General features: G+C 67.6%; 13 protein-coding genes. 8 read left to right on the top strand and 5 right to left on the bottom strand.

The genetic code is table 11. The features are described from left to right. Positions 1-33: 33 nt before the first annotated feature. From phaR to gluQRS, 3 genes are all read right to left on the bottom strand, one after another. The gene (gene phaR / locus NMB40_RS11410; protein WP_494358455.1) at positions 34-564 is read right to left on the bottom strand and encodes a polyhydroxyalkanoate synthesis repressor PhaR; all 531 of its coding nucleotides are present in this window, start codon (positions 562-564) and stop codon (positions 34-36) included. Between the two features lie 136 nt (positions 565-700). Beyond that, the gene (locus NMB40_RS11405; RefSeq protein ID WP_282248410.1) at positions 701-1,441 is read right to left on the bottom strand and encodes a beta-ketoacyl-ACP reductase; all 741 of its coding nucleotides are present in this window, start codon (positions 1,439-1,441) and stop codon (positions 701-703) included. Positions 1,442-1,508: 67 nt separating this feature from the next. Then, complete coding sequence (gene gluQRS, locus NMB40_RS11400; RefSeq protein ID WP_494358454.1) at positions 1,509-2,393, bottom strand: tRNA glutamyl-Q(34) synthetase GluQRS; 885 nt, start codon at positions 2,391-2,393, stop codon at positions 1,509-1,511. Positions 2,394-2,485: 92 nt separating this feature from the next. On the opposite strand from gluQRS, the gene htpX reads away from it, so the two are divergent. Next, the gene (gene htpX, locus NMB40_RS11395; protein WP_068853266.1) at positions 2,486-3,358 is read left to right on the top strand and encodes a protease HtpX; all 873 of its coding nucleotides are present in this window, start codon (positions 2,486-2,488) and stop codon (positions 3,356-3,358) included. A 575-nt stretch (positions 3,359-3,933) separates the two neighbouring features. Here the strand turns inward: htpX and NMB40_RS11390 are convergent. Then, complete coding sequence (locus NMB40_RS11390) at positions 3,934-4,761, bottom strand: inositol monophosphatase family protein (protein ID WP_282248198.1); 828 nt, start codon at positions 4,759-4,761, stop codon at positions 3,934-3,936. 121 nt (positions 4,762-4,882) lie between these two features. On the opposite strand from NMB40_RS11390, the gene NMB40_RS11385 reads away from it, so the two are divergent. From NMB40_RS11385 to NMB40_RS11375, 3 genes are read left to right on the top strand one after another with little or no spacing between them, the layout of a single operon-like run. Next, on the top strand, positions 4,883-5,653 hold the full coding sequence (locus NMB40_RS11385) for an RNA methyltransferase (protein ID WP_282248197.1): 771 nt from the start codon (positions 4,883-4,885) through the stop codon (positions 5,651-5,653). A 56-nt stretch (positions 5,654-5,709) separates the two neighbouring features. Then, positions 5,710-6,669: a phosphate/phosphite/phosphonate ABC transporter substrate-binding protein gene (locus tag NMB40_RS11380; protein ID WP_282248196.1), complete on the top strand. Its 960-nt coding sequence runs from the start codon at positions 5,710-5,712 to the stop codon at positions 6,667-6,669. Continuing rightward, a complete protein-coding gene (locus NMB40_RS11375; RefSeq protein WP_282248195.1) occupies positions 6,666-8,792 on the top strand; it encodes a putative bifunctional diguanylate cyclase/phosphodiesterase in 2,127 nt (708 codons plus the stop codon). Before NMB40_RS11380 ends, NMB40_RS11375 begins: the two co-directional genes overlap by 4 nt. A gap of 42 nt (positions 8,793-8,834) precedes the next feature. On the opposite strand, the gene epmB is transcribed toward NMB40_RS11375, so the two are convergent. Continuing rightward, positions 8,835-9,863, bottom strand: coding sequence for an EF-P beta-lysylation protein EpmB (gene epmB / locus NMB40_RS11370; RefSeq protein WP_494358453.1), 1,029 nt, complete (start codon positions 9,861-9,863; stop codon positions 8,835-8,837). Positions 9,864-9,932: 69 nt separating this feature from the next. On the opposite strand from epmB, the gene efp reads away from it, so the two are divergent. The 4 genes from efp (at position 9,933) to NMB40_RS11350 (ending at position 13,345) form a co-directional block, all read left to right on the top strand. Then, complete coding sequence (gene efp / locus NMB40_RS11365) at positions 9,933-10,502, top strand: elongation factor P (RefSeq protein ID WP_494358452.1); 570 nt, start codon at positions 9,933-9,935, stop codon at positions 10,500-10,502. Between the two features lie 78 nt (positions 10,503-10,580). Further along, positions 10,581-11,924, top strand: coding sequence for a TRZ/ATZ family hydrolase (locus NMB40_RS11360; protein ID WP_448143136.1), 1,344 nt, complete (start codon positions 10,581-10,583; stop codon positions 11,922-11,924). A 16-nt stretch (positions 11,925-11,940) separates the two neighbouring features. Beyond that, positions 11,941-12,672, top strand: a complete 732-nt coding sequence (ubiG, locus tag NMB40_RS11355; RefSeq protein WP_494358451.1) for a bifunctional 2-polyprenyl-6-hydroxyphenol methylase/3-demethylubiquinol 3-O-methyltransferase UbiG — start codon at positions 11,941-11,943, stop codon at positions 12,670-12,672. After that, positions 12,656-13,345: a phosphoglycolate phosphatase gene (locus NMB40_RS11350; protein WP_494361070.1), complete on the top strand. Its 690-nt coding sequence runs from the start codon at positions 12,656-12,658 to the stop codon at positions 13,343-13,345. The genes ubiG and NMB40_RS11350 overlap by 17 nt, the downstream gene beginning before the upstream one ends. Positions 13,346-13,358: the final 13 nt, after the last annotated feature.

Here is a 13,358-nt window from a genome sequence, read left to right as displayed (position 1 = left end):
TTTCATGCGGCCCGGCGCTGCCGGGAGGCGTGGTCAGCGGCGGGTCTTGCCGGCCGTGGGGGCTTCGGGCTTGCCGGTGCCGCTACCCGTACCGGTGCCGGTCTGGGTGCCCGGCGGGCGCGGGCCGAAGCCGCCGCCCATGTTGCGCTGGAAGTCCTGCCACAGCTCCAAGTTGCGTTCGGTGAGCTGGTTCATCATCGCCCACGGGGTCTGGCCGAGCAGGTTGCCCATCTGCTGGCGGAACTGCTGCTGCTGGTCCAGGAAGACCTGCATGCTGCGCTCCAGGTAGTTGCCCATGAAGCCCTGCAGCGAATCGCCATAGAACCGGATCAGCTGGCTGAGCAGCTGGGTGGAGAGCATGGGCTCACCGTCCTGTTCCTGGTCGGCGATGATCTGCAGCAACACTGAACGGGTCAGGTCGTCGCCGCTCTTGGCGTCGCGGACTTCGAAGTCCTCGCCGTCCAGGATGAGCTGGCGCACGTCCTCGATGGTGATGTAACTGGAAATCTCGGTGTCGTAGAGACGGCGGTTCGGATACTTCTTGATGATGCGGTTCGCAGCCATGAAGCAATCACTCGTCGGCGTAGAAGAGAAGCATGGCGCAGCGCAGCAGGCGTTGCAACCTCCTTTGGTCATTTGGCTGGATTCTTCATGCTGCGCAGCATTCGTGCAGCATTTTCTGGGGGCAACGGTGAAACCGTTACCAGCCCATGTGGTGGCCGCCGTTGATGTCGAGGTTGGAGCCGGTGATCCAGGCGGCTTCTTCGGCGACCAGGAAGGCCACCGCGTAGGCGATTTCCTCGGGCTTGCCGAGGCGGCCGGTGGGGATGTCGGCGATGATCTTGGCGCGTACTTCGTCGGGCACGGCCATCACCATGTCGGTGGCGACGTAGCCGGGCGAGATGGTGTTGACGGTGATGCCGAAGCCGGCATTCTCGCGCGCCAGGGAGATGGTGAAGCCGTGCATGCCGGCCTTGGCGGCGGCGTAGTTGGCCTGGCCATACTGGCCCTTCAGGCCGTTGATCGAGCTGATCTGGATCACCCGGCCCCAGCCGCGGCGGCGCATGCCTTCGATGACCGGGCGGGTGACGTTGAACACCGAATTGAGGTTGGTGTTGATCACGTCGTGCCACTGGTCGGCGCGCATGCGGTGGAAGGTGGTGTCGCGGGTGATGCCGGCGTTGTTGACCAGGATCTCGATCGGGCCCAGCGCCGCTTCCACCGCGTGCACCATCTGTTCGGCGGTGCCCGGGTCGGCGACATCGCCGGGGAAGATCGCCACGTCGCAGCCGCGCGCCAGCATCTTCTCGCGCCAGGCCAGGGCCTTGGCCTCGTCACGGTAGTTGGTGGCAACCCGATGGCCCTGGTCGGCCAGACGTTGGCAGATGGCGGAACCGATACCGCCGGTACCACCGGTGACCAGTGCGACGCGAGATGTCATGAGCAGCTACTCCGGGGCCAGCAGGGGGGAAAGCGATTCTGCAACATCGCGGCGGAAAATGGGTGGCTCAGGGGGCGTCGGTGTCGAGCCGGATGTCACCCGGTGGCAATCGCGCCGGGTCGAAGCCGGCAACGGCCTGCTCGAGGAGTTCGGCGACGCTGCGGCAGCCCCGCAGCCCGGCGGGATCCTGGCCAAGCTGCACCCAGGCCTGCTGCAGGGCGGGCAGGGGACGATCGGCATCGACCGGGCGCGCGGCAGCGGACTTGGACAGTTTGAGCCCGTCCGGCTCCAGCAGCAGCGGCAGGTGCAGGTAGCGCGGCGTGGGCAGGCCCAGCGCCTGCTGCAGCAGGATCTGGCGCGGGGTGGAATCGAGCAGGTCCGCGCCGCGCACCACGTCGGTGATGGCCTGGTCGCCGTCGTCGACCACCACAGCCAGCTGGTAGGCCCAGTAGCCGTCCGCCCGGCGCAGCACGAAATCGCCGACCTCGGCATGCACGTCCTGGCGGACCCGGCCGCGCAGGCCGTCGTCGAACGCAACCACGCTGCCCGGCGGCACGCGCAGGCGGATGGCCGGTCGTGCGCGTTCGGCACGTGCCACGCAGTAATGATGAATACCCTGCTGGTCGGCCAGTTCGGTGCGGCTGCAGTGGCAGGCAAAGGCCTTGTCCTCGGCCAGCAGGCGGTCCAGCGCGGCCTGGTAGAGGGCGTCGCGCTGGCTCTGGTGGACGATGGCGCCATCGCTGGCCAGGCCGAAGGCGGCCAGGGCGGCCAGTTGCTGGTCGACGGCGCCGGGCACGGTGCGGGGCGGGTCGACGTCTTCCACCCGCACCCGCCACTGGCCGCGGGCGTGCCGGGCCAACAGCCAGCTGCCGAAGGCGGCAAGCAGCGAGCCGGCGTGGAGGGGGCCGGTGGGCGAGGGGGCGAAGCGCCCGCGGTAGGCAGTCATGGACATGAACTATGAATCGTCGGTCAGGTTGCGACTTGAATTCAACATGAAGTCCCCGCAGATTTGCACCAACACCCACCCAAAAGCGTCCTTTTCCCATGTTCAGTCGTATTGCCCTGTTCCTCGCGACCAACTTCGCCGTGTTGATCCTGGCAGGCTTCGTAATGCGCCTGGCGGGCATCGATCCCGCGAGCATGAGCGGCCTGCTGGTCGTTGCGGCCATTTTCGGCTTCGGCGGTTCGCTGATCTCGCTGCTGCTGTCCAAGTGGATGGCCAAGCGCTCCACCGGCGCGGTGGTGATCACCGAGCCGCGCAACCAGACCGAGCGCTGGCTGCTGGCCACGGTGGAGCGCCAGGCGCGCGAAGCAGGTATCGGCATGCCGGAAGTGGCGGTCTACGACGGCCCGGAAATCAACGCATTCGCGACCGGTGCCAACCGCAACAACGCGCTGGTGGCGGTCTCCACGGGCCTGCTGCAGAACATGAGCGAGGACGAGGCCGAGGCGGTACTGGGCCACGAGATCGCGCACGTGGCCAACGGTGACATGATCACCATGGCGTTGCTGCAGGGCGTGCTCAACACGTTCGTGATCGTGCTGGCGCGCGTGGTCGGCGGCATCATCGACAGTGCGCTGTCGGGCAACCGCGAAGGCGGCGGCCGTGGCTTCGCCTACTTCATCATCGTGTTCGTGCTGGAAATGGTGTTCGGCCTGTTCGCCACCATGATCGCCATGTGGTTCTCGCGCCACCGCGAGTTCCGCGCCGACGCCGGCGGTGCGCACCTGGCCGGCCGCCAGAAGATGATCGCCGCACTGGAGCGCCTGAAGCTCAACCACGGCCAGAGCACCCTGCCGACCCAGATCGCCGCGTTCGGCATCGCCGGCGCCACCGCCAAGAAGCTGTTCCTGAGCCACCCGCCGCTGGAAGAGCGCATTGCCGCGCTGAAGGCCGCGAGCAACACCGTGGCGTGATGCGGTGATTTGAGGTTTGAACGAAGCGCCCGGCCTTTGGTCGGGCGTTTTCTTTTCTGCGCGCTGAGAGCGCTGGCGTTTTCATTATCTGCGCGCGGGGGAGCGGGGTGGAGGGGGTAGCGGGGCACGCGTGAACCCATCCATGGGGCTTATCGCAGCTTGCGCGTGTGCGCTGTCCTGCGCACACGGCAAGACCGGGGTTGGGCTCCTGCCCAACCCGTCGGGCGTATACGCCCGACCCATGCTGCTCAAAGCCCCGCTACCCCCTCCACCCCGCTCCCCCAGACGGTCATGCGTCAGCGGTAAGGAAGTCAAAGGCAGACGCGTTCCGCTCTTGATCTTGTGTCCGGTCGTCGCAGAGAACTGAGGGGGCGAGGGCGGGGATGCCCTGGCCGGACTTTGAGCGGCATGGATGCCGCGATAAGCCCCATGGATGGGTTCACGCGTGTCCGGCCAGGGCATCCCCGCCCTCGCCCCGCGCGGTAACAACCGAACAGCCCACGCTCTACGCGCAGAGGCTCAAAAACAAAAACGGCGCCCCAAGGCGCCGTCGCTTGAATCTCACATCAACCGGATCAGAACTTGGCGTCGAACTCAGCCGCGTAGCCGGTGTTGACCAGCACCTTCTGCAGGATGTCGGTGTTCTTCACGTTGCCAGCGACGATCTGCTGGGTTTCCGGGCCACGGCTGTCCATGCGGCCCGGGGTGGCGCCCTTGAAGTCGCAGACGCGGCCGCCGGCTTCGCGGACCAGCAGCACGCCGGCTGCGATGTCCCAGGCTTTCACGCCTGCTTCGAAGTAGGCATCGGCGCGGCCGCAGGCCACGTAGGCCAGGTCCAGTGCGGCCGAGCCGGTGCGGCGCACGTCTTCGGCGTGGACCAGCAGCGCGTCCACCGCCTTCAGCTGGGCGCTGGTGCGGGCGCGTTCGCGCGGGGCGAAACCGGTGTGGATCATCGCGCCGGCCATGTCCTTGCGGTCGGCCACGCGGATGCGGCGGTCGTTCAGCACCGCGCCAGCGCCACGGCTGGCGGTGAACAGTTCATTGCGGAGCGGATCGAAGATCACCGCGTCGATCGGCTCGCCGTTTTCGACCAGGGCGATGGAGACGCAGTAGTGCGGGAAGCCGCGGAGGTAGTTGCTGGTGCCGTCGAGCGGGTCGATGACCCACATGTAGCGGTTGACGGCCTGCACGCCGCCTTCCTCGCCCATGATCCCGTACTCGGGATAGGCGCGCTTGAGTTCCTTGACGATCACCTTTTCCGCGTCCGCATCGACTTCACTGGCATAGTCCATGCGCCCCTTCTGCACGACGTTCAACGCCTCCAGCTTGTTGATGTTGCGCAACAGGACGTTGCCGGCGAGGCGGGCGGCCTTGACCATGACGGTGACGGCGGGTTTCTGCATGGCGAAAAGCTCCCGGAAAGGCAGAGTAGGGGGTACTGGCGGGGGAAAAGAGCGGTCCCGGCGCAGAGGCCGGTCGCACAGTTTACCATTTGTGACTGTCCTGCTCGCGTTTGGCCTGTTCATGTCCACTGAATCCGCTTCCTCCCGTATCCGTTTCGTCCTCGTGGGCACCCAGCACCCCGGCAACATGGGGGCCGCCGCCCGTGCCATGAAGACCATGGGGCTGGGCCGGCTGGTGCTGGTCGCCCCCGAAAAGCCGCTGGATGAAGAAGCCTTCCGCCGCTCGGCCGGCGCCGAGGACGTGTTGGGCGACGCCCCCGTGGTGGCCACCCTGGCCGAAGCCGTGGCCGACTGCCGGCTGGTGCTGGGCTGCACCGCCCGCGCCCGCCGCGTCCAGCTGGAAGAACTGCTGCCCGGCGTGGCCGCCCAGCGCGCCCTGGCCAAGGCGGCCGAGGCCGATGGCGAGGTCGCCTTCGTGTTCGGGCGCGAGCGCACCGGCCTGACCAATGAAGAACTGCAGCTGTGCCACCTGGCCGTGCACATTCCCTCCAACCCGGAGTTCAGCTCGCTGAACCTGGCCGCCGCCGTGCAGGTGCTGGCCTATGAGCTGCGCATGGCCAGCCTCGGTGGGGTGGAAGCGGCCGCACCGGCCGATCCTGAACATCGTGAACAGCCGGCCAGCCATGCCCAGGTCGAAGGCCTGTTCGGCCAGCTCGGCCAGACCCTGGACGAGATCGACTTCCACAAGGGCCGCGCCCCGGATTCGGCCATGCGCAAGCTGCGCCGCCTGTTCCTGCGCACCGAACTGAGCGAGCAGGAAGTGCGCCTGCTGCGCGGCATCCTCGCCGACGCCCAGCGGATGGCACGATTGGCGAACGCTAAACCCGAATGACCTGACGCACGTCTCACTTTTTCGGGTAGGCTGTCTCGATTCCTTGGGGGGAGCGAATGGGATTGCCGGTACTGCGATGGCTGTTGCAGGGAGGGTTGCTGTGTCTGGCCATCGTCATGACGGCTGGCACCGCAGCGGCCGCCCCGGATGACACCCGTCCAGGCCACGCCGACCCGGACCACGTCCTGGTGCTGGGCCGGATCAGCGACAACCCCAAGTCACACTATGCGCAACTGCAACCCCTGCTCGACTACGTTGTCCCGCGCATGCGTGATGTCGGCATCACCGAAGGCCGCATCCTGATGGCGCCCGATGCGCAGCAGATGGCCAGCTACCTGCGCCGTGGCCGGGTCGACTGGGTCACCGAAACCTCCGGCACCGCCGTCAACCTGGGCCTGCGCAGCGGCGCCCAGCCGCTGCTGCTGACCGAACGCAGTGGCGTGCGTGATTACCAGACCGTGTTTTTCGTGCGCCGCGACAGCCCCATCACCTCCCTGGCCGACCTCAAGGGCCACACCCTGGCCCTGCAGAACGTGGCCTCCACCAGCGCCTACCTGGTGCCGGTGATGACCCTGTTGCAGAACGGCCTGACCCCGGAGATCCTGTTGTCCGCGCGCGACGCGGCCGCACCGGACACCGTGGGCTACGTGTTCGCGCGGTCGGAGGCGAACATCGCCACCTTCGTGCACAAGGGCGTGGTCGATGCCGGCGCGGTCAGCAGCGTGGACTGGGCCGATCCGCACCGGATTCCGGCTGCGTTCCGCCGCGACTTCCGCGCCATCTACCGCACTGAGCCTTACCCGCGTGCGGTGGAAGTGGTGCGGGCGGGGCTGGACCCGAAAGTGCGTGACAGGTTGCAGCAGGTACTGCTGGATGCCGCCTCGGATCCGCAGGCGCAGGATGCGCTCGAGAAGTTTTTTGGTACGTCCGGGTTCCATCGGGTCGATGCGCAGATGCAGCACCGTTTGGATGAATTGAAACAGGGTCTTACACGCGTGCGGATGGAAGTGGAATGAGGCCGTTGGGTTCCGGAATGCAGTCCCGTTTCGTGTTGGCGATGGGCGGGGCGATGGTGGTGGTGGTGGCGATCGTGGCCGTGGTGCTGGGGCGCCAGGCGGCGATGCAGGAGGAGGTCAAGCACCTCAGCGGCAGCGTCATCCACGAACTGTTCGACCGCAGCGTGCGCAGCCGGGGCGAGGCCCTGGCGCGCGAGCTGTCCGACGCGTTGGCCAACCCGCTGTACTACAACGACCTGGCCCAGGTAGGTGCGCTGGTGCGCAATACCTCGCGGCAGCAGGTCGTGCGCTACGTGCTGGTGTTCGACGAGGACGGCAAGCTGATCCACGACGGCTCGGCCGAAGTGATCGATTTCGGCCGGCCCATGCAGGACCCGCTGGCCGCCGGGGCCGTGGGCGCGCGCAAGCTGGTGGTGCAGCAATCGCCCAAGGTGCTGGATAACGCCATGCCGATCATGGTCGGCAACCAGCGCATCGGCGGCGTGCGCGTCGGCATGGCGCTGGATGACGTGCAGGCCATGGAGCAGCGGGCCAACCTGACCCTGGGCGAGCGCCTGCAGCAGGTGGGCAAGCGGCACCTGGGCTGGCTGCTGCTGATGCTGGGCCTGCTGCTGGCCATCGGCGTGGTGGTCATCATCTACGTGCAGCGCACCCTGGTCGGGCCGATCCGCGGGCTGGCCACTGCCGCGCGCCAGATTGAAGCCGGCGATTACCGCCCCCAGCTGAGCCACAGCAGCCGCCAGGACGAAGTGGGCGAGCTGGTGCGTGCGTTCGGCCGGATGAGCGAGGCGATTGCCCGCCACGACCGCGAAGTGCGGCACATGGCCTATACCGATGCGCTCACCGGGCTGACCAACCGGCTGGCGTTCCGCGAGGCACTGGATCATCGGCTGATGGCCGCGCGCGCATCCAACCACCGCTTGGGCCTGTTGTTTGCCGACATGGACGACTTCAAGCGGGTCAACGACACCCTCGGCCACGAGGCCGGGGATGAAGCGCTGCTGCAGTTCGCCCAGCGCATCAGTGCGGCCGTGGCCCAGGCCGGTGGCGACGAAGCGCTGCTGGCCCGTTTTGGCGGCGATGAATTCGTGATCCTGATCGGCGATGGCGACGTGGCGGCGAGCGCGCGCCAGCTGGCTGAGATCCTGGTCCGCGAGCTGAGCAAGCCGCTGGTGGTGCAGGGCCGCGAGCTGTTCCTTGGTACCTCCATCGGCGTGACCCTGTTCCCCGACGATGCCGCCGATGCGACCACCCTGCTGAAGAATGGCGACATCGCCATGTACCAGGCCAAGGTTGCCGGCAAGAACTGCTACCGCTATTACAGCCGGGCCATGGACCATGCGGTGGAGCGCCGCGTGCACATGGAGCAGGAACTGCGCGGCGCCTGGGAGCGCGGCGAGCTGCGCCTGGTCTACCAGCCCATCTTCCGTACCCGCGACCGCCGCATGGTCGGGGTGGAGGTGCTGCTGCGCTGGCAGCACCCGACCCTGGGCACCATTCCGCCCTCGGTGTTCATCGAAGTGGCCGAACAGAGCGGCCTGATCGAAGTGATCGGCCCGAAGGTGCTGCGCGCAGCCTGCATGGAAGCGGTGCAGTGGCCGCATTCGTCCGATGGCGAAGGCATGTTCGTGTCGGTCAACGTGTCACCGCGCCAGCTGCGCGGCGGCGAGCTGCCCCAGCTGGTGGCCGATTGCCTGCGCGACACCGGCCTGCCGGCCTCGCGCCTGCACCTGGAGCTGACCGAAACGGCGGTGATCGGCGATGAGATGCTGGCCGCGGCGCTGCTGGACAAGCTGCACCGCACCGGCGTGAAGGTGTGGCTGGATGACTTCGGCACCGGCTTCTCGGGCCTGAGCCACCTGCGCCAGGTGCCGGTGGACGGGGTCAAGATCGACAAGAGCTTCGTCGCTGACATGCAGCGCGACCCGGACGACCTGGCCCTGACCACGGCGATCATCGCCATGGCGCACGCGCTGGGGATCACCGTGGTCGCCGAAGGCATCGAACAGGAAGTGCAGTTCGACCTGCTGAGCCAGCGCGGCTGCGACCTGGCGCAGGGCTACTGGCTGAGCGTGCCGATCACGGCCACCGACGTCGTCGAGATGATCGAATCCGGACGGTAAAGGCGTGACGACCAACGGTCGTCACCCACCCGTACTGCGGCGTCAGACGGGGCGTTTGCTGGAATCGCCGGAGATTTCCCGAACGAGCTTCGGCACCAGGTAGCCCGACAACCGCGCCGTCAGCTGCGCATGCAGCGACTTGGCCGTCGCATCATCCACCTCGAAATGCGCCACGCCCTGCACCCGGTCCACCTGGTACAGGTAATACGGCAGCACGCCCGCAGCAAAGCTGCGCTCGCTGAGGTCCTGCAGCGCCTCCAGCGAATCGTTCACCCCGCGCAGCAGCACCGCCTGGTTCAGCAGGGTGGCGCCGGCACCGCGCAGGCGCGCCATGGCCGCATCCACCGAGGTATCGAATTCATTGGCGTGGTTGGCGTGGATCACGAACGCCACCGGCCAGGGCAGGGCGGCGATCCACTGCACCAGCTCCTCGTCCACCCGCTCGGGCAGCACCACCGGCAGGCGGCTGTGGATGCGCAGGCGGCGCAGGTGCGGAATCTGCTTCAGCGCCTGGGTCAGCTCCACCAGCTTATGGGTCGCCAGCGACAACGGGTCGCCGCCGGACAGGATCACCTCATCAATGCCCGGGTCCTGGGCAATGGCGTCCACCGCCTCACGCCAGCCCTCGCGGGCTGCGTTCTCGGTGCCGTAATCGAAATGCCGGCGGAAGCAGTAGCGGCAGTTGATCGCGCAGCTGCCGGTTGTCACCAGCAGGGCGCGGCCCTGGTACTTCTGGATCACCCCGGTGGCCTTGCGGGCCAGGCCGTCGCCGACCGCATCCAGGGTGAAGCCCGGGGCGTGCTGCAGCTCGTCGGTGACCGGCAGCACCTGGCGCAGCAGCGGGTCGTGGCGGTCGCCGTGGCGCATGCGGGCGATGAAGCCCTGCGGCACCCTCAACGCGAACTGCCCGGCCGCCTCGGCCGATACCGGCAGCGCATCCGGGTCCAGCCCCAGCTGTTCCAGCAGGGTCCGCGGGTCGCGGACCGCCTCGCGCCACAGCTGTTGCCAGCGGACGGGGGTGGGCAGGGGCGTGGCGGAAAGCTGCATGGAATGGGGGCCTGCGGTTATCATAGGGAAAGCCTTTCCATTCTATCCGGCTCGCCGCGCCTGCGCGGCGTTTGCCCATTCAGGAGTTTCAGCATGGCCACTGTTGGCATGAACGACGTCAAGAACGGGATGAAGATCCTGGTCAACAATGAACCGGCGGTCATCACCGAGACCGAGTACGTCAAGCCGGGCAAGGGCCAGGCCTTCACCCGCATGAAGTACCGCTTCATCAAGTCGGGCCGCGTGGTCGAAATGACCATGAAGGCCACCGACGACGTGGAGAAGGCGGACGTCGTCGATACCAACATGAACTACATGTACAGCGACGGTGAGTATTGGCACTTCATGGACCCGGAATCCTTCGAGCAGGTCCAGGCCACCAAGTCGGGCATGGGCGGCGCCGAGAAGTGGCTGAAGGGCGAAGAGTCCTGCATCGTGACCCTTTGGAACGGCGAGCCGATCTTCGTGCAGCCGCCGAACTTCGTCGAACTGAAGATCACCGAAACCGACCCGGGCGTCCGTGGCGACACCTCGGGCGGCGGCGGCAAGCCGGCCACCCTGGAAACCGGCGCCGTGGTCCGCGTGCCGCTGTTCGTCAACCAGGATGAAATCATCAAGGTCGACACCCGTTCGGGCGAGTATTCGGCCCGCGCAGGCAAGTAATTCGACCCCGGTCGAATGACGGTGGCGCCGGGCATTGCCCGGCGCTGTCGTAATGATTCATCGACAAAGCGAGACGGCATGACTGACACCCCCCGCATTCCCGAACCCTGTGACCTGTTGATCGAAGCCGGTTACGTGGTCCCGATCGAACCGCATGCGGTGGTGCTGGAAGACCATGCCGTGGCCGTGCGCGGCAGCGAAATTGTGGCGATCCTGCCACGCGCCGAAGCGCGCGCGCGCTTCAGCGCCCGCCAGGTGGTCTCCCGCCCCGACGCGGCGCTGATGCCGGGCCTGGTCAACGCGCATACGCACAACCCGATGACGCTGCTGCGCGGCGTGGCCGACGACCTGCCGTTGATGGTGTGGCTGCAGCAGCACATCTGGCCGGTGGAAGCGGCGGTGATCGGCCCGGAATTCGTGGCCGATGGCACCACCCTGGCCATCGCCGAAATGCTGCGCGGTGGCACCACCTGCGCCAACGAAAACTACTTCTTCGCCGACGTCCAGGCCGCGGTTTACAAGCAGCACGGCTTCCGTGCGCTGGTCGGCGCGGTGATCATCGATTTCCCCACCGCCTGGGCCAAGACCGACGACGAGTACTTCGCCAAGGCCGGCGAGCTGCACGACCAGTGGCGCAACGACCCGCTGATCGGCACCTCGTTCGCCCCGCACGCGCCGTACACCGTCAACGACGCCAACTTCGAACGCGTGCGCATGCTGTCCGACCAGCTGGACATGCAGGTGCACCTGCACACGCATGAAACCGCGCAGGAAATCAGCGATTCGATCAAGCTGCACGGCCAGCGCCCGCTGGCGCGGCTGGACCGCCTGGGCCTGGTCAACGACCGCCTGATCGCCGTGCACATGACCCAGCTGACCGAAGCGGAAATCCACCTGTGCGCCGAACGCGGCGTGAGCGTGGTGCATTGCCCCGAATCCAACCTCAAGCTGGCCTCCGGGTTCTGCCCGGCCTGCGCCCTGCAGCGCGCCGGGGTCAACCTGGCGATCGGCACCGACGGCTGCGCCAGCAACAACGACCTGGACATGTTCAGCGAAAACCGCACCGCGGCGATCCTGGCCAAGGCCGTGGCCAACGATGCCACCGCGCTGGATGCGGCCACCACGCTGCGTGCCGCCACTCTGGGTGGCGCCCGCGCGCTGGGCTTCGGCGACCGCATCGGCTCGATCGAAGTGGGCAAGCAGGCCGACCTGGTCTGCGTGGACCTGTCGGCGCTGGAAACCCAGCCGCTGCACCACGTGCTGTCGCAGCTGGTGTACGCCGCCGGCCGCCACCAGGTCAGCGATGTCTGGATTGCCGGGCAGCCCAAGCTGGTCCAGCGCGAGCTGGTCGGCATGGACACCGCCGCGATTGTTGCCAACGCCCGCCAGTGGCGCGAGCGCATCCGTCACATCCGCGCCTGAGCGCGAAAGGACACCCATGAACGCCCCCCACGCTTCCACCAATTTCGACCAGGCAGAACTGGACAAGTTCGCCGCGCTCGCCAACCGCTGGTGGGACGCTGACGGCCCGCAGAAGCCGCTGCACGCGCTGAACCCGGTGCGCCTGAAATACGTTGCGGACCGGGTCACGCTGCGCGGTGCGCGCGTGCTCGACATCGGCTGCGGTGGCGGCCTGCTCAGCGAAGCGCTGGCCCAGGCCGGCGCGGACGTGACCGCCATCGACCTGGCCCCCGAGCTGGTCAAGGTGGCACGCCTGCACGGGTTGGAATCCGGCGTGACCGTGGATTACCGCGTGCAGGCCGCCGAAGACCTGGCCGCCGAACAGCCGGGCAGTTTCGACGTGGTCACCTGCATGGAAATGCTGGAGCACGTGCCGGACCCGGGCGCGATCATCGCCGCCTGCCACCGCCTGCTCAAGCCGGGCGGCCAGCTGTTCCTGTCCACCGTCAACCGCACCCCTGCCGCCTTTGCCGTGGCCATCGTCGGCGCCGAGTACATCGCGCGCCTGCTGCCCAAGGGCACGCACCACTACCAGGATTTCATCAAGCCGGCCGAGCTGGGCAAGTGGCTGCGCGAGGCAGACTTCACCCTGCGCGATGTCAGTGGCATGGCCTACGAGCCGTGGCGCAACCGCGCGCGCCTGAGCTCGCGCACCGACATCAACTACCTGGCCCACGCGGTCAAGCCCGACGCTGACGGCCGTGGCTGAGTCCGGTTTCCCGCAGGCCGTCCTGTTCGACCTGGACGGCACGCTTCTCGACAGCGCGCCGGACATGCTGGCCACCGCCAACGCGATGCTGGCCGCACGCGGGCGCGCCCCGATCACGCTGGACGCGCTGCGCCCGGTGGTGTCCAAGGGGTCGCGGGCGATGGTGGCCGTGGCGTTTCCCGAACTGGGGCAGGAGGCGCGTGACGCGCTGGTGCCCGAGTTCCTGGATCGCTACGAAGCGCTGATCGGCCAGCACGCGGTGCTGTTCGACGGCGTGGCCGGCATGCTCGACGCACTGGAGGCGTCGGGCTGTGCCTGGGGCATCGTCACCAACAAGCCCGAATACCTGGCGCGGCTGATCCTGCCGCAGCTGGGCTGGGAAACCCGCTGTGCGGTCCTGATCGGCGGCGACACCCTGGCCCAGCGCAAGCCGCACCCGCTGCCGCTGCTGGCCGCGGCCGAGCGCATGGGCATCGACCCGGGCACCTGCATCTACGTCGGCGACGACGAGCGCGACATCGTCGCCGCCAATGCCGCCGGCATGGCCTCGGTCGCCGCCCTGTGGGGTTACCGCCTCGACGCGGACGACCCGCTGGCCTGGGGCGCCGAGGTCATGATCGAACAGCCGGCCGAGTTGCAAGAGTCAGCCGCTTGGCCCGCTTCGCGCCGGTAACGCTGGCCGCACA

The organism is Stenotrophomonas sp. FBCC-B152 (assembly GCF_059134105.1).
Note: the sequence above shows the minus strand (reverse complement) of the source record. Positions and strands in the feature narration are given on the sequence as shown.